Source organism: Thioalkalivibrio sp. ALMg11 (assembly GCF_000377905.1).
In the GTDB taxonomy this organism is placed as follows: Bacteria; Pseudomonadota; Gammaproteobacteria; order Ectothiorhodospirales; family Ectothiorhodospiraceae; genus Thioalkalivibrio.
On the sequence record NZ_KB898872.1, the window covers coordinates 130268 to 152452 of the forward strand.

22 protein-coding genes and 1 riboswitch are annotated in these 22185 nt (G+C 65.5%); of the genes, 14 read left to right on the forward strand and 8 right to left on the reverse strand.

Annotated elements, in window-relative coordinates:
- Positions 1 to 26 precede the first annotated feature (26 nt).
- From D578_RS0103250 to D578_RS0103265, 4 genes are all read right to left on the reverse strand, one after another.
- Entirely contained in the window at positions 27 to 581 is a 555-nt protein-coding gene (locus D578_RS0103250) for a cob(I)yrinic acid a,c-diamide adenosyltransferase (protein ID WP_026287978.1), read from the reverse strand.
- Positions 582 to 584: 3 nt separating this feature from the next.
- Positions 585 to 2375 (reverse strand): TonB-dependent receptor domain-containing protein, encoded by a 1791-nt coding sequence (locus tag D578_RS0103255; protein WP_018948554.1) that lies wholly within the window; start codon positions 2373 to 2375, stop codon positions 585 to 587.
- A 142-nt stretch (positions 2376 to 2517) separates the two neighbouring features.
- A riboswitch (cobalamin riboswitch) is annotated at positions 2518 to 2765 on the reverse strand.
- Positions 2766 to 2853: 88 nt separating this feature from the next.
- Entirely contained in the window at positions 2854 to 4752 is a 1899-nt protein-coding gene (locus D578_RS0103260; RefSeq protein ID WP_018948555.1) for a hypothetical protein, read from the reverse strand.
- A 131-nt stretch (positions 4753 to 4883) separates the two neighbouring features.
- A complete protein-coding gene (locus tag D578_RS0103265; RefSeq protein ID WP_018948556.1) occupies positions 4884 to 6122 on the reverse strand; it encodes a cyclopropane-fatty-acyl-phospholipid synthase family protein in 1239 nt (412 codons plus the stop codon).
- 282 nt (positions 6123 to 6404) lie between these two features.
- Between D578_RS0103265 and fnr the strand changes: the two genes are divergently transcribed.
- The 3 genes from fnr to D578_RS0103280 all read left to right on the forward strand — a co-directional run bounded on the left by fnr (position 6405) and on the right by D578_RS0103280 (position 8538).
- Positions 6405 to 7136, forward strand: a complete 732-nt coding sequence (gene fnr, locus D578_RS0103270) for a fumarate/nitrate reduction transcriptional regulator Fnr (protein ID WP_042798331.1) — start codon at positions 6405 to 6407, stop codon at positions 7134 to 7136.
- On the forward strand, positions 7129 to 7626 hold the full coding sequence (locus D578_RS0103275) for a DUF2390 domain-containing protein (protein WP_018948558.1): 498 nt from the start codon (positions 7129 to 7131) through the stop codon (positions 7624 to 7626). The genes fnr and D578_RS0103275 overlap by 8 nt, the downstream gene beginning before the upstream one ends.
- Before the next feature lie 342 nt (positions 7627 to 7968).
- On the forward strand, positions 7969 to 8538 hold the full coding sequence (locus D578_RS0103280) for a DUF2058 domain-containing protein (RefSeq protein ID WP_018948559.1): 570 nt from the start codon (positions 7969 to 7971) through the stop codon (positions 8536 to 8538).
- 39 nt (positions 8539 to 8577) lie between these two features.
- Here D578_RS0103280 and D578_RS0103285 read toward each other — a convergent pair whose 3' ends face one another.
- From D578_RS0103285 to apbC, 4 genes are all read right to left on the reverse strand, one after another.
- A complete protein-coding gene (locus D578_RS0103285) occupies positions 8578 to 8796 on the reverse strand; it encodes a hypothetical protein (protein WP_026289152.1) in 219 nt (72 codons plus the stop codon).
- A gap of 96 nt (positions 8797 to 8892) precedes the next feature.
- Entirely contained in the window at positions 8893 to 9798 is a 906-nt protein-coding gene (locus D578_RS0103290) for a carbamate kinase (protein WP_018948561.1), read from the reverse strand.
- 31 nt (positions 9799 to 9829) lie between these two features.
- On the reverse strand, positions 9830 to 10396 hold the full coding sequence (gene dcd, locus D578_RS0103295; protein ID WP_018146031.1) for a dCTP deaminase: 567 nt from the start codon (positions 10394 to 10396) through the stop codon (positions 9830 to 9832).
- 27 nt (positions 10397 to 10423) lie between these two features.
- Positions 10424 to 11515 carry an iron-sulfur cluster carrier protein ApbC gene (gene apbC, locus D578_RS0103300; protein ID WP_018948562.1) on the reverse strand — a complete coding sequence of 364 codons (1092 nt, stop codon included), beginning with the start codon at positions 11513 to 11515 and terminating at the stop codon, positions 10424 to 10426.
- 456 nt (positions 11516 to 11971) lie between these two features.
- Between apbC and metG the strand changes: the two genes are divergently transcribed.
- The 11 genes from metG (at position 11972) to nth (ending at position 22163) form a co-directional block, all read left to right on the forward strand.
- A complete protein-coding gene (gene metG, locus D578_RS0103305; RefSeq protein WP_018948563.1) occupies positions 11972 to 14011 on the forward strand; it encodes a methionine--tRNA ligase in 2040 nt (679 codons plus the stop codon).
- 101 nt (positions 14012 to 14112) lie between these two features.
- The gene (gene mtnB, locus D578_RS0103310; RefSeq protein WP_018948564.1) at positions 14113 to 14733 is read left to right on the forward strand and encodes a methylthioribulose 1-phosphate dehydratase; all 621 of its coding nucleotides are present in this window, start codon (positions 14113 to 14115) and stop codon (positions 14731 to 14733) included.
- Positions 14733 to 15440: a hypothetical protein gene (locus D578_RS0103315; protein ID WP_018948565.1), complete on the forward strand. Its 708-nt coding sequence runs from the start codon at positions 14733 to 14735 to the stop codon at positions 15438 to 15440. Before mtnB ends, D578_RS0103315 begins: the two co-directional genes overlap by 1 nt.
- Before the next feature lie 174 nt (positions 15441 to 15614).
- Complete coding sequence (rsxA, locus tag D578_RS0103320) at positions 15615 to 16193, forward strand: electron transport complex subunit RsxA (protein WP_018146036.1); 579 nt, start codon at positions 15615 to 15617, stop codon at positions 16191 to 16193.
- Positions 16190 to 16771 (forward strand): electron transport complex subunit RsxB, encoded by a 582-nt coding sequence (gene rsxB / locus D578_RS0103325; RefSeq protein WP_018948566.1) that lies wholly within the window; start codon positions 16190 to 16192, stop codon positions 16769 to 16771. The genes rsxA and rsxB overlap by 4 nt, the downstream gene beginning before the upstream one ends.
- Before the next feature lie 31 nt (positions 16772 to 16802).
- Positions 16803 to 18455 carry an electron transport complex subunit RsxC gene (gene rsxC / locus D578_RS0103330; RefSeq protein WP_018948567.1) on the forward strand — a complete coding sequence of 551 codons (1653 nt, stop codon included), beginning with the start codon at positions 16803 to 16805 and terminating at the stop codon, positions 18453 to 18455.
- Positions 18455 to 19516: an electron transport complex subunit RsxD gene (rsxD, locus tag D578_RS0103335; RefSeq protein ID WP_018948568.1), complete on the forward strand. Its 1062-nt coding sequence runs from the start codon at positions 18455 to 18457 to the stop codon at positions 19514 to 19516. Before rsxC ends, rsxD begins: the two co-directional genes overlap by 1 nt.
- Positions 19509 to 20204, forward strand: coding sequence for an electron transport complex subunit RsxG (gene rsxG, locus D578_RS0103340; RefSeq protein ID WP_018948569.1), 696 nt, complete (start codon positions 19509 to 19511; stop codon positions 20202 to 20204). Before rsxD ends, rsxG begins: the two co-directional genes overlap by 8 nt.
- Positions 20201 to 20902 (forward strand): electron transport complex subunit E, encoded by a 702-nt coding sequence (locus D578_RS0103345; RefSeq protein ID WP_018948570.1) that lies wholly within the window; start codon positions 20201 to 20203, stop codon positions 20900 to 20902. The genes rsxG and D578_RS0103345 overlap by 4 nt, the downstream gene beginning before the upstream one ends.
- 107 nt (positions 20903 to 21009) lie before the next feature.
- Positions 21010 to 21447 (forward strand): hypothetical protein, encoded by a 438-nt coding sequence (locus D578_RS0103350; protein WP_018169451.1) that lies wholly within the window; start codon positions 21010 to 21012, stop codon positions 21445 to 21447.
- Between the two features lie 65 nt (positions 21448 to 21512).
- The gene (gene nth, locus D578_RS0103355; protein WP_018948571.1) at positions 21513 to 22163 is read left to right on the forward strand and encodes an endonuclease III; all 651 of its coding nucleotides are present in this window, start codon (positions 21513 to 21515) and stop codon (positions 22161 to 22163) included.
- The last annotated feature ends 22 nt before the right edge of the window (positions 22164 to 22185 follow it).

Here is a 22185-nt window from a genome sequence, read left to right on the forward strand (position 1 = left end):
GCAGCGGCGCCCCTCAGAAGAGCGCTTCAGCCACGCCGGCTGGCCGGCTGCCAGAGGACCTCTTCGCCGTTCTCGTGGCGCGCGAGCACGCGACAGAGCACAAACAGGAGATCCGACAGCCGGTTGATGTAGGCCAGCGAACCCGGGCGCAACGCCTCGTGGTGATTGAGCGCAACGAGACGCCGTTCCGCCCGGCGGCAGACCGTACGGGCGATATGACAATCGGCCGCGGCCGGCCCGCCGCCCGGGAGGATGAACTCCTCCAGGGCCGGCAGATCATCGTTGAAGGACTCAAGCTCCACGTCCACACGCTCCACGGAGGCATCCGGCAACGCCTGATGGCCCGGCACGGCCAGTTCCGCCCCCAGGTCGAACAGCTCGTGCTGCACCAGCGCCAGCGAGCGCCGGACCTCTTCGGGCAGGTCATGGATCAGCAACCGGCCGATCACGCTGTTCAGCTCATCCACATCACCGAAGGCCTCGACGCGATGCGAGTCCTTGTCCACTCGCGAGCCGTCACCAAGGCCGGTTCGGCCTTCATCACCCGTGCGGGTCGCAATCTTCGACAGTCGATTACCCATGGATCACCTCTGCTGATAGCGCAGTTTCACGAACGCGGCACGCCCCGGCTGGTTGTAGCCGCCCGCCGTCTCGTAGTCCTTGTCGAACACGTTCTGGACCGAAGCCTGAAGCTGCCATTCCGGATGGATCTGATAGCTCGCGCGTAGGTTCAGAAGGCCATAGCCAGACAGCTGTTCATCGTTGTTGGCATCGTTGTACGAGCGACTCTTCGCGATCACAGACCCCCCGACCGAGAAACTTTGGAACTGCCGATCCAGATCGAAGCGGGCAGTTACCGGGGACCGGCGAGGAAGTTCATTGCCTGTTTCACGATCCTCTGCATTCAGAAGGGTCAACGAAGCGCGCGAAATCCAATCATAACGTTCGTATCCACCCTCCAACTCAAGCCCGGAAATCCTCGCTTCGTCGACGTTTTCAGGTGGCCAAACTGGAATCATTTTTTCCACTCTCGATTGGAAAATCGAGGCATCCAGATACCCTTGATCAAAGCTAGCGCGAAGGCCTATTTCAGCCGTTTCGGACTCTTCTGCTTGAAGTTCTGGATCACCCGCCCCCGGCCAATACAGTTGGTTAAACGTAGGCGCATTGAAGGCCGTTCCATAAGACGCGCGCAGCCGTAGGATGTTGGTAGCCTGCATACCCCAGGCTACCTGCCCTGTCACCTTGTCGCCAAACTGTTCATTGTCGTCGTAACGCAAACTTCCCTCGAAATCATGGCGGCCCAAGCCAACCTGAATCACCGAGTATGCTCCAACGTTGTACCGAGAATCTTCAGCATAATCGGTGGTGCTATCCACCCGGTCTTCATACGCATCGATGCCGGCAATCAAGTAAACACGATCCGTTATCTCGAGATCGTTTCGCCAATCCACACCGTTGCGTTTGGTATCGAAGCGAGAAGAAAAAGCGCCTTCGTTGAAATTATCGTTCTCATCGCGACTGTGACTAACACTGAATTCGGTATCCCAAAAAGGGGTTACAGGCACTCGCAAGCCACCACGAAGGGCGGCATGCCGAAAATCAGTTTCATCTTCAGTGCCGTCTATTTCGGTTCTACCCTCTGAATACAGCACATTACCGAAAACCTCGACTCCATTATCGAGCCGGTGCGAGACCTTGGTGGCAAGCGAGGTGTTGTCATAGCCATCGCGGTCTTCATCGCCCACACCGTCTTGGACGTTGATGCCGTCGGTATCGAAGTGGCTGACCGAGAAGCTGTAGTTCGTGTTATCGGTACCACCCGCTACGCCAACGCCGACCTCCCACGTATTGAAACTACCGCCACCGAAAAATGCACTAACCTTCGGCGGCCCCTTGCGGCCTTCACGGGTGAAGACTTGCACAACCCCTCCGATCGCGTCGGAACCGTAGATACTGGTGCGCGGTCCGCGCACGATCTCCACGCGCTCGATCTCCTCCGGCGGCAGGAACTGCCAACTTGCCCCGCCACCCGTCGCAGAACCCATTCGAACTCCATCGACCAGCAACAGGGTGTGCCCAGAGCTCGACCCCCGGGTGAAGACGGAAGTGGTCTTCCCGAAGGCGCTGTTTTGGGAGGTCTCGATGCCGGCTCGCCCTTCCAGAAGATCGGTGAACTGACGTGGCTGCAGGCGTTCGATCTCTTCGCGGTCGATGATGGTCACCGAAGCGAGGGTCTGGTCCACCGTCTGTGCGATGCGCGTGGCGGTGACCTGGACGGTCTCCAGCGTCTGCGCTTCGTCGGTATCCGGCGTGTCCGCCAGAACGGGAGAAGTGGCCAGCAGGATGGCCGCGGAGAGTGCTGTGCGTTTCATGTTTTTTGTTGTCTCCCGGCGAGCCGCCCGCACGCCGTTGATTCGTCGGGATCGCACAGACAGGGGGAGACAGACACGAGGGGGATCGGCCACGACCGGCGAACGGCCGGGCCCGATCATCCGCCTCGCATGCCCGCCGCATGCCGCGCGATCATTCCCTGGCCGGTCTCCGGACTGACGAGCGTTCCGGCGCGGCGCCTTCCCGAACCCAGGGTTCAGTGGCACTGGCCGCGACCATCAGAAACCGACGGGCGGTCTCTCGCTCGATCACCGTTGCGGGGGCAGCGTCGGATTCATCCCAGGGCCTTGCGGCCCGTCGGAGACTCACCGATCTTCCCGTTTAACCCGCCAAGCCGTGCTTGGTCGGGCACCGAGGAACGTAGCGAACCCTACACAGTTGGGCGCAAAATTACCAGCCGCTAACCCACCCGCCGCGCGATCCCGAAAGGAGCTACCCAAGTTCGCATGTCTGAACCAATCATCGGCGGCGCCGTTCCTCGGCATACAGATAGCGGGTACCGCGTTTGAGCAGCAGCCCCCAGGTCTTGTCCTGCAGCATGGCGTCGAACTCGGGCGAGCGCTCGGCACGCAACGCCACCGGGTGCGACTCGTCCCCGGGATGGGTCGCCAGCATATCCAGGCGCTCGCGGTTGGCCCCATAGTGGCTGACCAGGAAGTCCCGCATGGAATCGCTCAATGGCAGGTGATAAATCCGCGTGAGGCGCATCGCCAGCCACTCGGCCATGCGCCCGAGATCCTGGCGGACCTTGCGCACCATCGCCGAGCCCAGGCCTGCCTTGGCATCCGCGCTCATGCCGACGTAGAGCCCGCCCAGATAGGCCGCGGGGTTCGCATAGATCGCGCGCTGGATACTGGGGTTCGTAAGATCCACCAGCGGCTCCATGATCAGGGCGAGCTGGATCCCGATCCGCTTGGCGGTCTCCGCATCCAGCGCCGAGCCGCCAAAGTAGAACAGGTCTCCCTCGCGCTCGATCTTGTGTTCCTTGAGGAAAGAGCAGAAGTGGCTGGCCAGTTTCAGCTTCTGGTCGTCGGTCAGCTCGATCAGCTCCTCGCTCACCCGGATACCGCGCACGCTGCGCTTGAACCAGCGCTTCTCGCCCCGCTTCTCGACCTGCGCCCGACGCAGGGCCTCCCAGCGTTCCACCGCATTGGTGTAGCGGCTTTGCGACTGCATCAGGTGGTCGCGCGCCTCGCGCAAGTCCTCGACCCGGCGCAGGGCAAGACCGAGGAGCTGGCCGTCCGCAGAATTTTCCGAAGGTTCGAGATCCTCCAACCGCTGCACCGCCTCCAGCACCTGACGACCGAGGCTGACGATCGGCTCGCGCAGGGCCTGTGGATCCAGACCCGACGCCTCGTGCTGGGATAGCAGGATGCCGAGCGAGCGCAGGCGGCTGACCACCCCGGCCTGGGCCACACGAAAGCGATTGCCCTGGGATTCCAGTCGGTCCAGGGCCGCCCCGAGTTGCCACCCCCCCGACCATTCGAAGCTCAGCCGCTTGATCTGACGTCCGTTCATCAGCTCGAAGGCGAGCACGAAGATCGCCTGCACATCGTCGAGGGTGCAGCGGACCAAGTCGTCAGCATCCGCGGCGGAGAACAGTCGATCCAGGAACTGGTCCACCCGGCGCACACCATCCTCCTGGGTCGGCGCCACGCCCTGCAGGCGGTCGCGCAGCAGATCGGCGACCTCCGGAGCCTCATGGTGCAGCTTCTCCAGCGCCGCGAGCCTGGAGTCGTCGGTCGCAGCCACCAGATCGCCCACGCGCGAGCGCAGGCCCAGGCGGCGATAGATCTCGATCTGCTCCGCGGCCGCCGCCAGGCTGGCATCGCCGGTCATCTCGCGCACCGCGACCGCCACGGCCTCGGGTGCGATATCCACCTCGTGCAACAGGACTTGGGCCGCCTTCCGCCGGCGCATGTCCGGGGTCATCTCCCCCATCGCCAGGTCGCGGGTGACGAACAGCAGATCCGGCAGCAAGTCGATGGTGTTGCGCAGCTGATCGCGCGAGCGCTCCTGGCGCTTGCCCCGTGTGGCGTCCGCCACGAAGCGCGCGACCAGGCCGATCACCCCGAACAGCAGGGTGTAAACGGCGAAGAAGATGAAGTTCTGTGCCGGGGCGGCGTGGCCGAAACCGAGGAAGTAGCCACCCTGCATCGCCAGGAACGTGACCGGCCCAGCGGCCCACAGCAACTGCAGGAAGTTCAGCGACCAGGGCACGCGCCGCGCGGTGGCAGCCACCTCGGTAATGCGGCTACGCCCGGCCGCCTCGATCAGGACGTGTTCCTGTGACGGTCCGCCAGCCTGCGGGCTTTCCGGGCCCTGTGCCTCCCTGCGTTTACTAAAGCGACCGAACACGCGCCCCTGCTCCGGAATGGATCGTTACTGCCGGCATGGCCGCAACGTCACCCCTAGTGTAGGGAAAGCGCACTCGGTTCGCGCGCATTTGGCGGTGCTTCGGGATCGGGCGGGAATCGATCCGCCTGCTCTCAGGCGGCGTCGTTGCGCGGCGCGCGGCCCTCCCCGGGCGGGGTGGAAACGACGGCCGGGGCACCCTCACGATAAAGGTAGTCCCGGGTCAGCGGCACGGTATCCTGCTGCTTGGCGATCTGCACGTGGAAGACCACCTGATTCCACCAGCGGAAGGTGCCCTCGCAGCTGGCCAGGTAGAACTCCCACATGCGGCAGAAACGCTCATCGAAGCGCTCGACGGCCTCGGGCCGGATCTTCTGGAAGCGCTGATACCACTCGGCCAGTGTCTCGGCATAATGCAGGCGCCAGAACTCGATATCCGTGGTGTACAGCGGCGTGGGCTCCAGTGCCGCCATCACCTCGGACAAGGCGGGCGTATACCCGCCCGGGAAGATGTGCTTGCTCAACCAGGGGTTGGAGGTCGCCGGTGCCTCCTGACGTCCAATGGTGTGCAGCACCGCGATGCCTTCCGGCTTCAGCAGATCGTGCACGCGCTGGAAGAACGTCTCGTAGTTGGGCGTGCCCACATGCTCGAACATGCCGACGCTGACGATGCGGTCGTACTGGTCGTCGTGTTCGCGGTAGTCCTGATAGAGGAACCGCACCCGATCCTCGAGCCCCCGACGCTTGGCCTCGTCACGGGCAACCCGCAGCTGCTCCTTCGACAGCGTCACACCATCCACATGCACACCGGCATGCTCGGCGAGATGGAAGGCCAGCCCCCCCCAGCCGCAACCAACATCCAGCACCCGCATGCCCGGTTCCAGCATGAGCTTCTTGCGCAGCATCGCGCACTTGGCCTGCTGCGCCTCTTCCAGGCTCATGTCCGAGCGTTCGAAATAGGCGCAGCTGTAGAACATGCCCTCGTCCAGGAACTGGCGATAAAGCCACTCGTCAACATCGTAGTGATGAGCAATGTTCTGGTAGGAGCGCGCCACCTTGTTGCCCTGCTCGATCAGGGCCCGCAGCATGCGCACGGCGGGGTTGACCCGCTGCTTGAACATCGGCGCGAAGTTGCGCATGGCCACGTCGAGGAACACCTGCAAGCCCTCGGGGCCGGGCGACCACAGGCCGTCCATGTACGTCTCGCCCAGCTGGAAGCCCGGGTCGCGTCCGATCTTGCGTAACGCCGCCTTATCATGCAGCTGCATCGTGATTTCCGGCGCGCCGCTCCCGAAGCGCTGCTCGCGGCCATCCGGATGCCGCAGCACAAAGGTCCCGTAGCGTATGTACCGTTCCAGTAACCGCTCGATCATCTCTACCCCTGTCCTTGTTCTATCGGTCGGGTCTCTCAGCCCTCACGTGTAATGCCGACCGTGATCGTGTCGCAGGCTCTAGACTCAGTCTAATTACCGATATAGCGCATTTCCACGCAGCCGTCGGGAAGACACCGAGCCATCTCGATGTGCGGCCCTGACCGACGGCAGAGCCTTTTGTAATCGCTTACAACTCATCGGGACAGTACCGCATTCCCGCCCCCGATGGCATACCCCGAAAATCGCTTTCCCCAACGCCGAAAAAACGGCTACCCTGCACGCATGACGCTACGACCCACCCAAGCCTGCCAGCACTGCACCTTGCGCCAGCTCTGCCTGCCCATGGGCCTGCCCCAGGATGAACTCTGGCAACTCGACGAAATCGTCCAGCAACGTCGGCCCATCGCCAAGGGCGCGGCCCTGTTCACCATGGGGACCAAGTTCGAAGCGCTGTACGCGGTCCGTACCGGGGCACTGAAAACGGTGCTGATCTCCGATGACGGGACCGAACAGATCACCGGCTTCGCGCTGGCCGGCGACCTGCTGGGGCTGGACGCGATCCACTCCGGCAAACACCCGGTCAGCGCCATTGCGCTGGAGTCCACCAGCGTCTGCGCCGTGCCCTACGGCCATGTCGACGACCTCGCCGGCCGCCTGCCGACCTTCCGCCAGCACATGATGAGCGTGATGAGTCAGGAACTGGCCCAGGACGAAAGCCTGCACGCCTTGCTCGGCCAGCGCACCGCGGAACAGCGTCTGGCGACCTTCCTGATCGTCCTGTCGGAGCGCCATCGCGCCCGCGGCCTGTCCCCCGAGCGGTTCTACCTGCCCATGTCACGGGCAGACATCGCCAACCACCTGGGCCTGACCCAGGAGACCATCAGCCGCCTGTTTACTCAGCTGCGCAACCAGGGCGTGATCAACCTGCACACCCGGGATCTGGAGATCCTCCAGCCCGACGGCCTGCGCAACACGGCCGGCGTCACCTTCACCTCCGCCGCGAGCAGTGCCTGAACCCGGACCCGAGCCGGAGCCAGGGGAAGACCCACTGGCCACAGACTTCGCCCCGTTCTGGGATTTCGCCGCCAGCCTCTGGGCCGACCCCGTCGCGCGCGAGTGCCTGATGCGCTGGCAGGACGATTTTGGCGTGGACGTGATGCTGGCGTTGTTTGCCCTGTGGTACCCGCAGCCCTTGAGCGCCCCGCAATGGCGGGCACTCCGGGAAACGGCCCGGCGCTGGCAGGCATCCTCCACCGAACGCCTCCGCGTACTGCGTCGGCAACTCCACACCCCCGAACGCGACACGCTCTACCGCGCCGTACTGGCGCTGGAGCTGCAAAGCGAGCGCCTCGCTGGCCTGCAACTGCTTGCAGAGGCCCGACGCCAGACCGAACAGAGCACCGGGGCCAACGCCATCGATCCCCAGCGCCGACTGCGCACCCTGTTCCCCGATCTACCGGATGCCGAGATCCGCGACGGAGTGCGCGCGTTTGCCGCGACCTGACCGGCGCATGCTGCACGCGAGGGCAGATTCCGGCTATGCTCTTAGGGAAACACTCATCCATGTACACGTTCGCGTTGGCACCCCAGGTTTTCCGAACCAAGGCGCGTCGTGCAGCAGGTAGTGGCTTCTACCTGCAAGCGGCGCAACGCAGGATCGGGGAACCTGGGGTGCCAACCCCGAAGGGGCTCGGCCGCTTTTGCGCGCGCACGGCGTTGCGGTTCCCTTGTGCAGAGTGACTGCACGGCAGTCACCGCGCCTTGTTCGCGCCCAAAAGCGACTCGAGCGCGAACGTGTACATGGATGAGTGTTTCCCTAACCCATTGACCGAACACGGCAGGATTCATGTCGGAAGATCTGCGCAGTCAGCTCCTGAAGAAGGGGCTGGTGGACGAAAAACAGGTTCGCCAGGCCAAGTCGCAAAAGCACAAGGCCCAGAAAGGCAACGCGAAAAAGAAAAAGGACCGCAATACCGGTCCGGAGCCAGGCGTTGCCGAGGCGCGCAAGGCCGAGCAGGCTGAGCGTTCGCGACAGAAGAACCGCGAACAGCAGGAACGTGCCGAACGCCGGGCGCGCCACGCGCAGGTCCGCGAACTGGTGAGCACCCACCTGGCGCCAATCCCCACCGGCGATGCCGCTCTGGATTATCACTTCCAGCAGGGCGGGCAGATCCGCCACCTCCCGGTGACCGCCGACCTGCAAAAGCGCCTGGCCGATGGCCGCGCCGCGCTTGCCGGCCTGGATGTGCGCCCGGAAAAGGGGTTCCGGGTCATCCCGCGCGAGACCGCGGACCGCATTCGCGAGCGCGATCCGGAATGGCCGCTAGTCATCCCCGCCGTGGACGACGCCGGGTCGGAAGCCGATCCGGACGATCCCTACAAGGACTACGTCGTACCCGACGACCTCATGTGGTGAATACCCCGTACGCAGCACAACCATCGAGCACTCACCGGCTCAGTCCGTCGATCGCTTGACGTCCGCTGCAGGCAGGCCGCTTTGCTGCGGGCGCCGCGCCTCGTCACTGGACATGTCCTGCGGCGTGATGCCGCCCTGCTCCAGACCCTGGGCGGGACCAGCCGACTCCTCCGGTCCGCCGCTGCCGCAACCCAGCGCCAGCAGGCCCACGGCCGTCAGCCCGATCACCAGGGGGGCGGCTCGCTGAATCTCTCGCATCATGTTCACTCTTGTTCCATTTGTACTTGAAGCCTGCAAGTTCCGCGGCCGGCGCGCAAGGGCGAATGTAACGGCCAGGGGCTCCCTTCCAGGCCGTCAGGCCGCACCCACTGGAAGGATCCGGGTCCCCGCTCGCCCGGCCAGGATGGCCGCGGCGTCCTCCAGCTTACCGATCCCGACGCGGATGCCATCCTGCGCGGCGCGCCGCGCAGCGTCCATCTTCGGGCCCATGGATCCAGCCGGATACGCCGCCGGATCCACGGCTGTGACCAGCAGCGCCTTCAGGCGCCGCGCGTCCGGCGTGCCCCAGTCCATGTAGACCCCGTCGACGTCGGTCAGCATCAACAGCCAATCCGCCTCGACATGTGCAGCCAGGCGCGCCGCCGTCAGGTCCTTGTCCACCACGGCCTCGATGCCATAGAGACGCCCGTCGCCGTCACGTGCGACCGGCACGCCGCCGCCCCCGGCACAGATCGCGACCGATCCGCCATCCACGAGACTGCGGACGGCCTCCATGCCCAGCAGGCGTTGCGGCTCCGGCGAGGCCACCACCCGCCGCCAGCCCTCACCGTCCGGGGCGACGTCCCAGCCACGCTCCTCGGCCAGCGCACGGGCACGAGCCTCGCCCCAGGTCGGGCCGATGAACTTTTCCGGGTGGTCAAAGGCGGGGTCGTTCGGGTCGACCTCGGTCTGGGTGAGCAGACTCGCCACCCGGTCATGACCCAGCGCGTTGTGCAGTTCCCGCGCCAGGATGTAGCCGATCATGCCGTGGCTCTCGGCCCCAACCACATCCAGTGGCCAGGCAATGCGATCGCATTCCGCCTGGTTTGCGAGCAACCCCACTTGGGGCCCGTTGCCGTGGGTAACGACCACCTCGTGCTCGCGCGCCACGGCCGCGATGGCCGCCGCCGCACGTCGGGCATTGTGCTGCTGGGCCTCGGCCGAGGGGGTCTCGCCGCGTTGCAGCAGGGCGTTGCCGCCCAGCGCGATCACGATACGCATGGCGGTCCTACTCCCTAATTGAAGGAATGGGTCAGGTGCGCGGAAGCGTGACGCCGCGCTGGCCCTGGTACTTGCCACCGCGGTCCTTGTAGGAGGTCTCACAGACCTCGTCGGACTGCAGGAACAGCATCTGCGCCACGCCCTCGTTGGCGTAGATCTTGGCGGGCAACGGCGTGGTGTTGGAGAACTCCAGCGTCACATGACCTTCCCACTCGGGCTCCAGAGGGGTTACGTTGACGATGATGCCGCAGCGCGCATAGGTCGACTTGCCCAGGCAGATGGTCAGCACGTCGCGCGGGATGCGGAAGTACTCGACCGTATGCGCCAGGGCAAAGGAGTTCGGCGGGATAATGCAGCAGTCCGACTGCACGTCCACGAAACTGCCCTCGTCGAAACCCTTGGGGTCGACGATGCTCGAGTTGATGTTGGTAAAGATCTTGAAGTGATCCGAGCAACGCACGTCATAGCCGTAGCTGGATGTGCCATAGGACACGATCCGCTGCTCGTCGCGGTAGCGGATCTGGCCGGGCTCGAAGGGCTCGATCATGCCCTTGGTCTCGGCCATCTCCCGAATCCAGCGGTCCGCCTTGATGCTCATTGGCCCAGTCCCTGGTGACGCACCGGATCAGTTGTCCTGGATCACGATATTGGGGAACTTGCTGCTGTAGTCCTTGGACTGCTCGGCCAGCTTGGCACCCGTGCGCCGCGCGATCTCGCGGTAGATCTCCGTGATACGACCTTCCGGGTCGGCGACCACGGTGGGTTCGCCACCGTCCGCCTGCTCGCGAATGCGGATATCCAGCGGCAGCGCGCCCAGCAGATCCACGCCGTATTCCTCCGCCATGCCCTCCGCGCCGCCCTGGCCAAAGATGTATTCCTCGTGGCCGCACTTCGAGCAGATGTGGATGCTCATGTTCTCGATGATGCCGAGTACTGGCACCTCCACCTTCTCGAACATGCGCAGGCCCTTGCGCGCGTCCAGCAGCGCGATGTCCTGTGGCGTGGTCACGATCACCGAACCGGAGACCGGGATCTTCTGCGACAGGGTCAGCTGGATGTCACCCGTGCCCGGCGGCAGGTCGATGATCAGGTAGTCCAGATCCTTCCAGTTGGTCTCGTTCAGGAGCTGCTCCAGCGCCTGCGTGACCATCGGGCCACGCCAGATCATCGGCGTGTCCTCGTCGATCAGGAACCCAATGGACATTGCCTGCACGCCATGGCGCTCCAGCGGCTCCATGCTCTTGCCGTCCTTGGATTCCGGCTTGTCCTTGATCCCCAGCATGCGCGGCTGGCTCGGGCCGTAGATGTCGGCATCCAGGATGCCGACCTGCGCGCCCTCGGCGACCAGCGCCAGCGCCAGGTTCACCGCGGTAGTGGACTTGCCCACCCCGCCCTTGCCGGAGGCCACGGCGATGATGTTCTTGATCCCGGCCATCGGCTTCAGGCTCTTCTGCACCGCGTGGGTCGTGACCTTCGTGCTGATCGTCACCTCCGACGATTCCAGCCCGGCCACGCCGGCCAGTGCGCCCTGGATCGCGGCGCGCAATTCGTCGTGGTAGCCAGCGGCGGAGTACCCCATCTGGATATCGATGGCGGCGCGGGCACCGTCCACGCGAATGTCCCGGACCGCGCCGGCGGCGACCAGGTCCTGCTCGAGGTACTTGTCCTGAACGGTCTTCAGGGCGTTTTCGATCTGCTCTCGCGCGAGTTCGGCCATGGGTATCGTGGCATCCGGTGTTGGGAGTGATCGCGCGATTCTACTGGCCCCAGTGCACTACGCCAATGGCACCACCAGCCACCCGTCCTTTCCGAAGCCTCAAGGCGCGCATTAAGGCAGGTGTCAAGGCCCTTGCGACGGTTTTATGCACAAAGGGCCCGAAGATGGGGAGCATCGGCCAAGATAGGCGAACAAGCATCTAAGTTACTGCATAATAGTTATGCATCTTTCTGTTTCTATGGGATTCTTACAGGTTGGTCGATTTTTAACCAATTTGTCATGCGGCCTTGTGTGGCAAGGCTTGGCGACCGATTCCACCGGGTTGCCCACAGAGTTATCCACAACTTCTGTGGACAACATGCCGGAGCCCTTGGCACGCCTCGACAACCCGACAGCCAGCCCCGACAATAGCGCCCCTGCACCCTGCGGCCCGGTGCCGCCAACGCGAGCCAAGCAATGACCGACACCCCGCGCAAGATCCTTGTCACCAGCGCCCTGCCCTACGCCAACGGCCCGATCCACTTGGGCCACCTGGTCGAATACATCCAGACCGACATCTGGGTGCGCTTCCAGCGCGCGCGCGGCCACGAGGTCATCTATGTCTGCGCGGACGACGCCCACGGCACCCCGATCATGCTGAAGGCGCGCGCCGAGGGCATAGAGCCGGAAGAACTGATCGAACGCGTGCGTCAGGAGCACGAGTCCGATTTCGCCGAGTTCCGCATCGGGTTCGACCACTACCACTCGACCCATTCGGACGAGAACCGCGAACTGGCGGGGCAGATCTACACCGCACTGCGCGACGCCGGACACATCGAGACCCGCACCATCGACCAGGCCTATGACCCCGAGGCCGGGATGTTCCTGCCGGATCGCTTCATCAAGGGCTCCTGCCCCAAATGCGGCGCGGCCGAGCAGTACGGTGATTCCTGCGAGGCCTGCGGCGCCACCTACAGCCCGCTGGACCTGAAGGACCCGGTCTCCGCGATCAGCGGCGCGCGTCCGGAATCGCGCGCCTCCGAGCACTACTTCTTCAAGCTCGGCGACTTCGAGGCCTTCCTGCGCGACTGGACCCGCTCCGGGCGCCTGCAGGACGCGATCCGCAACAAGCTGGACGAGTGGTTCGACACCGGCCTGAGCGACTGGGACATCTCCCGCGACGAGCCCTACTTCGGCTTCGAGATCCCCGATGCGCCGGGCAAATACTTCTACGTCTGGCTGGACGCGCCGATCGGCTACATGGCGAGCTTTCGCGCCCACGCCGAACAGCAGGGCCTGGACTTTAACGCCTGGTGGGGCGCGGACTCCGACGCCGAGCTGTATCACTTCATCGGCAAGGACATCGCCTACTTCCACACCCTGTTCTGGCCGGCCATGCTGCACGGCGCGGGCTATCGCACCCCGTCCGCGGTGTTCTGCCACGGCTTTCTGACCGTCAACGGCCAGAAGATGTCCAAGTCGCGCGGCACCTTCATCCGCGCCCGCGACTATCTGGACCACCTGAATCCGGAGTCCCTGCGCTATTACCTGGCCGCCAAGCTGGGCGACAGCGTCGACGACCTGGACCTGAATTTCGAAGACTTCGTGCAGCGGGTGAACTCGGATCTGGTCGGCAAGGTGGTCAACATCGCCAGCCGTTGCGCCGGCTTCATCAACAAGCGCTCCAACGGCGAGCTGGCCGCGGAACTGCCGCGGCCCGACCTGCACGAGGCCTTCGTTGCCGAGGGCGAGGCGATCGCCGAGGCGTTCGAGAAACGCGAATTCGCCCAGGCAATGCGCCGCATCATGGCCCTGGCCGACCAGGCCAACCAGTACATCGACGAAGCCCAGCCCTGGGTGCTGGCGAAGCAGGAAGGCCGCGAGTCCGAGGTCCAGGCCATCAACACCCAGGGGCTGGACCTGTTCCGCATCCTGATCGTCTATCTCGCCCCGGTGCTGCCGAAACTGGCCGCTGACGCCGCCGAGTTCCTGAATCTTGAAGACACCCATTGGGCCAGCCGCGAGCCGCTGGTCGGGCACAGCATCCAGAAGTTCAAGCCGCTGATGACCCGCATCGAAGCGGAGACCATCGACAAGCTGCTGGAGGCGTCGAAGGCCACCCTTGCCCCCACCGAGGCATCCAGTGCCCCCGACAACGCCGCCCCGGAAGCGAACGTGGACCCGATCGCCGACACCATCGATTTCGACACCTTCGCCCAGGTGGACCTGCGCATCGCGCGGATCGCCAACGCCGAGCACGTCGAAGGCGCGGACAAGCTCCTGAAGCTGACCCTGGACATCGGCAGTGAAACCCGCCAGGTATTCGCCGGCATCAAGTCGGCCTACGCGCCGGAGGACCTGATCGGCCGGCATACCGTGATGGTCGCCAACCTGGCCCCGCGCAAGATGCGCTTCGGCGTCTCCGAGGGCATGGTACTGGCCGCCGGACCGGGCGGCTCGGAGCTCTACATCCTGAGCCCGGATGACGGCGCCCGCCCCGGCATGCGCGTCAAGTAATGCCCGCTCCCGGAGACTCGATTTACGCAGAACACCCGCGGCCCATGGATTTGCGCCCGTTGCTCGCGTAAGCTGCCGCTCTTTTCTCGATCCCCGGACGCATGGAACAAAGCCCCGAATTCAAAGCACAGGTCCGCCTGCTGGCCGACGCCGGACGCGAGCTCGCGGACCGCGGCTGGATCCCGGCGCGCACCGGGCATTTCTCCGCGCGCCTGGATGACCAGCACATCGTCATCACCGCCCCCGGTCGCAGCAAGGATCTGCTGGACGCGCACGACTTCATGGTCGTCGACCTGGAAGGCCACCTGATCTCCGGCAGCGGAGACCCCGGCCCCGAGACCTTCCTGCACATCATCATGTACCGCCACGACCCCAAACTGGGGGCCGTACTGCACACGCACAGCATCCACGGCACGGTGCTGTCGCGTCAGGTGGCCGGCGCGCTGCTGCTGCGCGATTACGAAGCCCTACGCGAACTCCCGGGTTGCGAACACCCCTCGCGCGGCCTCCAGATCCCGGTGTTTGCCAATCACCCGGACGTGCAGCAGCTGGCCGCCCAGGTCGACGCCGCCATGACGCGCAATCCGGAGCTCGCCGGGTATCTGATCACCGGGCACGGCCTGTACACGTGGGGTCAGACCGTAGAACTGGCGATGCAGCGAACCGAAGCCTTCGAGTTCATGTTCGAGTGCGAGACGCTGGCCCGCCAGCTCGTCGAGTAATGGTCGCCTCCGCCGCGCTTTCTGCGCCTCAGGCCATCATCCTGGCCTTCGAGGGCATCCTCGCCCCATCCGACGTGTTGCGCGAGACCCTGGAACCCTATGCCCTGGAGGCGCTGCCCGACTTCCTCGACCGGCACGCCGAAACCACCGCCGTGCAGCGCACCCTGGCGGACATCCTCGCCTACTCCGGGCGCGAGCTGGACGTAGACGGCCTGCTCGACCAGATCCGCGCGTGGATTCGCAGCGGTCAGGACATCACCCCGGTGCGCCAGTTGCAGGGCATGGTCTGGGCGGACGCGCTGGAAGCCGGCGCACTGCAGCCACAACTGGACGCGACCACAGCCGACGCCCTGGTGCGCCTGCACGCGGCCGGCGTCGCCCTCTACAGCTTCGGCGCAACCCCGGCCCCGGTGCAGCGCGACTGGCTACGCCACAGTCCGCACCCGGAAGTGGAAGAATGCCTGGACGGGCTGTTCGATACCCGGATCGGGGGCCGTCGGGATGCCGGCAGTTACCGCCGGCTGGCGGAAGAGATCGGCCGCACACCGGAGACGGTGCTGGTCCTGTCCGCGCGCGGCGACGAACTGGATTGCGCTCACCAGGCCTGGCTATTGAGCGCCCGGCCCGAGGCCGCACCGGATGCGCAGGACGCGCATCCGGTGCGGCCCCTGACCTCGCTCATGCCCGCCGGCGCGCAGGGCGACTAGTCTCATACTCAGGCCCGCCGAACCCAAGGTGGTCCGCCGGCCGAGCGCCGCACCTGGAAGCAGCCCGAAGACGGGGTCACCCCGCAGCAGGCGGATACCCGCGAAGCCCTCGGGGTTGAGTACGCTGTACCACTCCCGGATACTGTATTGTTGACCTGAAGACTCGGAATTAACGTGGAATACGTCCTGATCCTCATCAGTACGATCCTCGTGAACAACTTCGTACTGGTGAAGTTTCTGGGCCTGTGCCCGTTCATGGGGGTCTCGCGCAAGGTCGAGACGGCCACCGGCATGGGCCTGGCCACGACCTTCGTGCTGACGTTGTCGGCGGTCAGCTCCTACGTGATCAACGAATACCTGCTGCTCCCGCTCGGGCTCGAGTACCTGCGCACCATCGCCTTCATCCTGGTCATCGCCGCCGTGGTGCAGTTCACCGAGCTGGTGGTGCGCAAGACCTCGCCCCTGCTGTACAACGTGCTGGGCATCTTCCTGCCGCTGATCACCACCAACTGCGCGGTGCTGGGCGTGGCCCTGCTGAACGTCCAGGAGGCGCACAACTTCGTCGAGTCGGCCCTGTACGGCTTCGGCGCCGCGGTCGGCTTCTCGCTGGTGCTGATCCTGTTCTCCGCCATCCGCGAGCGGATCGCCGTGGCCGACGTGCCGGTGATGTTCCGCGGGAGCGCGATCGCCATGATCACCGCCGGACTGATGTCGCTGGGGTTCATGGGCTTTTCCGGGCTGGTGCGGCTGTGAGCGTGCTCTATGCCATCCTCGCGATCGGCGGCCTGGCCGCCGTGTTCGGGGTGATCCTCGGTTTCGCCGCGCAGCGCTTTCGCGTGGAGTCCGACCCGGTCGTGGATCAGATCGACGCCCTGCTGCCGCAGACCCAGTGCGGCCAGTGCTCGTATCCCGGCTGCCGCCCGTACGCCGAGGCCATCGCCTCCGGCGAGGCGGACATCAACCGCTGTCCGCCCGGCGGCCAGGCGACCGTGCATGCCCTGGCCGACCTGCTCGACCGCGAGCCCACGCCGCTGGAGGAAGAAGAGCAGGAGAAGGCCGTCGCCATCATCGACGAGAACATCTGCATCGGCTGCACCCTGTGCATCCAGGCCTGCCCGGTGGACGCAATCCTCGGGGCTGCCAAGCAGATGCACACCGTGATCGAGGAAGAATGCACCGGCTGCGAGCTGTGCATCGAGCCCTGCCCGGTGGACTGCATCGCCATGGTCCCGGTCGGCACTGACATCACCGAATGGCGCTGGGCGGAGCCGGATCCTTCGCCTATCGAGCGGCCCATCCACGTCATCGCGGACGGTTCGCGATCCGGCTAAGCCGGAGCCCGCGAACCGTTAGACTACGCTTATGCAGCTGCATCGCTTCCATGGGGGCCTGAAACTGGCCGACGAGTCCGACGCCAGCACCCGCGATCCGGTGCTGGTGATGGGTGTGCCGTCCCGGCTGATCGTCCCGCTGGGCCAGCATATCGGCGAGGCGGCGGAGCCATGCGTGGCGGTCGGCGACTCCGTGACCAAGGGCCAGCGCATTGGCCAGTCCAAGGGCTATATCGCGGCCCACGTGCATGCCCCGACCTCCGGCGAGGTGGTAGAGATCACTAACCACGCCGTACCCCACCCCTCGGGCCTCAACGCCCCCTGCATCATCATCCAAAGCGATGGCCGCGACGACTGGGGCGAAACTCGCATGGAGCCCTGGCTCGACTGGGACACCCGCGACCCGCGCAAGCTGCGCCAGCGCATTCGTGATTCCGGGATCGTCGGACTGGGGGGTGCCGCCTTCCCCACCGCGGTCAAGCTCAATCCACGCGCCGGCCAGCGCATCCACACGCTGATCGTGAACGGGGCCGAGTGCGAACCCTACATCAGCGCCGACGACTCGCTGCTGCGCAGCGCCCCCGAGGCGGTGTTCGAGGGCATCCGCATTGTCGCGCACCTGCTGGGTGTGGAGCGCGTGCTGTTCGCGGTGGAAGACAACATGCCGGAGGCGATGCGGGCGCTGACCGAGACCCTCCCCGGCGAGCTGCGCGACCGGCTCCAGCTGGTCTCGGTGCCGTCCATCTACCCCACCGGGGGCGAGCGCCAGCTGATCAAGGTCCTCACCGGCCAGGAGGTCCCCAGCGGCGGCTTGCCGGCGGACATCGGGATGATCTGCAACAACCCCGGTACCTTCAAGGCGGTCTGTGACGCCGTGATCCAGGGTCGCCCGCTGTTGTCGCGCATCGTCACCGTCACCGGGCCGGGCGTGCAGCATCCGCGCAATGTCGAGGCCCTGCTGGGGACCCCGTTCGCCGATGTGATCGCCGCCACCGGCGGCTACGCCGAGGGCGTGGACCGCCTGGTGATGGGCGGCCCGATGATGGGCTTCGCGGTCCACGACGACGCCATCCCGGTCATCAAGGGGACCAACTGCCTGCTGGCCACCCGCCCGCAGGACACCCCCGCCCCCGGCCCGCTGATGCCCTGCATCCGCTGTGGCGAGTGCGCGGCCGCCTGCCCGGCGCAGCTGCTGCCGCAGCAGCTCTACTGGCAGGCCAGAGCCAAGGACTTCGACACGATCCAGGATTACGGCCTGTTCGACTGCATTGAATGCGGCTGCTGCGCGCATGTCTGCCCCAGCAACATCCCGCTGGTGCAGTACTACCGCTATGCCAAGAACGAGATCTGGGCCCGCGAGAAGGAACGCCAGAAGTCGGACATCGCGCGCGAGCGCTACGAGTTCCGCCAGGAACGCATCGAGCGCGAGGAACGCGAAAAGGCCGAACGCATGGCCAAGAAGAAGGCGGCGCTCAAGAAGAAAGAGGGCAGCGCCGATGGCGACGGTAACGCCGACAGCGACAAGCAGGCCGCCATCCAGGCCGCGCTGGAGCGCGCCCGGGCGCGCAAGGCCGCCAAGGCCGGGGACACAACCGAGGACTCGAAGACCGAACAACCGGACGAGGCCGCCGCCAAACCCGACGCACCCGCCGAACGCGATTCCACGGACACGGGCAACCGCTGATGCGCTTTCGCACCGAATCCTCGCCGCACATGATCCCGGCCCACTCGGTGGGCGGGGTCATGCAGCAGGTCCTGATGGCACTGGTGCCCGGCACCCTCGCGATGGCCTGGTTCTTCGGCTGGGGCGTGCTGGTCAATGTGGTCCTGGCGGTGCTGTTCGCGGTGGCCTTCGAGGCCGCGATCGTCGCCGCCCGCAAGCGCCCGGTGATGGCCACGCTGGGCGACAACTCGGCGATCGTCACCGGCTGGCTATTCGCCCTGGCCGTACCGCCGCTCACACCGATCTGGGTCACCCTGATCGGCATCGCCTTCGCCATCATCGTCGCCAAGCACCTGTATGGCGGGCTGGGCTACAACCCGTTCAACCCGGCGATGGTCGGCTACGTGGTGGTGCTGGTCTCGTTCCCGCGCGAGATGGCCCTGTGGCCGGCCCCGGACACCCTGTCCGAGATGTCGCTGGGCCTCGGCCAGACGCTGCAGACGATCCTCACCGGCAGCCTCCCGGCCGCCATGGACTGGGATGCCATCACCCGCGCCACACCGCTGGATGCGATGCGCGAGGGCCTGGGCGCCGGGCGCACCGTGAGCGAGATCACCACCAATCCGCTGTTCGGCACCTTCAGCGAAACCAGCTGGGAGTGGATCGGCAATTTCTTCCTGCTCGGCGGCCTGTACCTCCTGTTCCGGCGGATCATCCACTGGCACATCCCGGTGGCGGTGATCCTGGGCGTGGCGATCCCGGCCGGCTTCTTCTGGATTCTGGACCCGGACTCCTTCGCCTCCCCGGCCTTCCACGTGTTCAGTGGAGCAGTGATCATCGGGGCCTTCTTCATCGCCACCGATCCGGTCTCCGCCTCCACCACCCCGCTGGGGCGCATCCTCTACGGTGCCGGCATCGGCGTGCTGATCTTCGTGATCCGCACCTGGGGCGGCTACCCGGACGCGGTCGCCTTCGCCGTGCTGCTGATGAACATGGTCGCGCCGACCCTGGACCACCTGACGCGCCCGCGCATCTTCGGCCGCGAGCGCCGCGGACCGCCACCGGGGGACGGCCATGGGTAACCTGAAGCCGCGGGACATCCTGCTTGCGACCGCCCTGCTCGCTGGGTTTGCCGCCGCCGGGGCCGGCATCGTCGCCCTGGTCCAGGACTCCACCGAGGCGCGCATCGCGGAGAACCGCATGGCGGTCAACCGCAACCGCATCGCGGAGCTGACCGGGGAACTCGACTACCGCAACGACCCGGTCCACGACACCATCGACCTGGACCACGATCTGCTGGGCGGCGCTCACCTGCCGGCCTGGTTCGCCCGCGATGCGGACGACGAGGTGGTCGGTATCGTCTTCTCCGCGGTCGCCCCCGACGGCTACAGTGGCAACATCCACCTGCTGATCGGCATCGACCGCGACGGCGAACTCCAGGGCGTACGGGTCTCCGCGCACCGCGAGACCCCGGGACTGGGCGATACCATCGAGGCCGAACGCTCCGACTGGATCCGCAGCTTTGACGGGCGCTCGCTGGGCGACCCGCCGGCCGAGGGCTGGCACGTGCGCAAGGACGGCGGGGTCTTCGACCAGTTCACCGGGGCCACCATTACCCCGCGTGCGGTGGTTCGCGCCGTCTATCGCACACTGGAATACTTCGCCCAACACCGCGACGAGCTGCTGGCGACCCGGCCCGACGCGACCGGCTCCGTGGTGGAACCGCTCCCGCACAACGAAGCCAACGGGGACAACGAGGCAAACCGATGAACCCGACCCTGACCGAAATCATTCGCGACGGCCTGTGGCACAACAACCCCGGTCTGGTGCAGCTGCTGGGCCTGTGCCCGCTGCTGGCGATCTCCGGCACCATGGTCAACGCGATCGGCCTCGGCATCGCGACCACCCTGACCCTGCTGCTATCGAACGTGCTGGTCTCGCTGATCCGTGACCATGCGCGCCCGGAGATCCGCATCCCGGTGTACGTGCTGATCATCGCCTCCATCGTCACCGCGATCGAACTGGCGATGAACGCCTGGTTCCACGGCCTGTACCTGATCCTCGGCATCTTCATCCCACTGATCGTGACCAACTGCGCCATCATCGGCCGCGCCGAGGCATTCGCCTCGCGCAACTCGGTCCCGCGCGCCGCGCTGGACGGCCTGATGATGGGACTGGGCTTCACCGGCGTGCTGATCGCCCTGGGCGCCCTGCGCGAGGTCCTTGGCCAGGGCACCCTGATGGCCAACGCCCACCTGCTGTTCGGCGACTGGGGCCACGGCATGACCCTGCAGCTCTACCCGTCCGAGCACGGCTTCCTGCTGGCCCTGCTGCCACCCGGCGCATTCATGGCCATGGGCCTGCTGATCGCCGCCAAGAACTGGATCGACAGCCAGTTCGAAGCGGAACCAAGCACCACCGACGACGAGACAGCGACCGCAACCGAGGCGAGCCCCGACAACGCCTGATCGGGTCTGGCCTTGATTATTGGGTGTCAGCCGGTAAACTTCCGGCGCCACGAATCCGTTCTACCGGGGTGCATGCCCCGGACATTCAAACGTCCCAGGAGATTGGCATGGCTGGACACTTCCCGTTTGCTGGCAAGCGCGGCACGCGCTACGGCCTCGCCCCGCGCGGCACGATCGCCGCCTTTTTCGAGAACCACGGGTTCAACGACGAGCTCCAGGAGAAGTACTACAAGTGGTGGTACGACTTCGCCAAGGACTTTGTCGAGAAGGACAGCGACCTGTCCTACACCATGATCCGCAAGTTCGACAGCTACCCGATGGGCACCCATGCCCACCACGCGTTCCACCTGAACGACAAGTACTGGCCGAGCTGCCTGGACGAGCTGGGTTCGTTCATCCGTGACGTCATCTTCCCGAAGATGGACGAAAAAGCGATGCACGACATCGAAGAGAAGCACGCCAAGCTGATCAAGGACCTGGAGAAGGAAGCCGAGTCCAACCCGCGCGACGCTGCGCCGGATATTGGCCACTTCCGCCACGTCTGAGGAACGCCACTACGCGAGTTGCCGGCCCCGCGAAGCGGGGCCGGTTTGTTTGGAGCCCCGCATCCATGAACGCCGCGAAGCGAGAAGCCATCTTCGAGCGCCTGAAGGCGGCGAACCCCGAGCCGACGACCGAGCTCGACTACGACACCCCCTTTGAACTTTTGATCGCGGTCATCCTGTCGGCCCAGGCCACGGATGTCGGCGTCAACAAGGCCACGCGCCGTCTCTACCCGGTCGCCAACACGCCCGAGGCCATCCTCGAGCTGGGCCTGGACGGTCTCAAGGAACACATCAAGACCATCGGCCTGTACAACGCCAAGGCCGAGAACGTGATGAAAACCTGCCGCCTGCTGGTGGAGCGCCACGGGGGCGAGGTCCCGCGTGATCGCGAGTCGCTGGAAGCACTGCCGGGCGTTGGCCGCAAGACCGCGAACGTCATCCTCAACACCGCCTTCGGCGTCCCCACCATCGCGGTGGACACGCACATCTTCCGCGTCGCCAACCGCATCGGACTGGCCCCGGGAAAAACCGTGCTGGAGGTGGAAAAGCGCCTGATGCGCCTGACCCCGAAGGCGTACTTGCAGGACGCCCACCACTGGCTGATCCTGCACGGGCGCTACGTTTGCAAGGCGCGCAAACCGGAATGCTGGCGCTGCCCGATCGAGGATCTGTGCGAATACAAGGCCAAGACGCCGCCCCCGACCCGTGGCGCCTGACCACCACCATTACCCCGAGGAC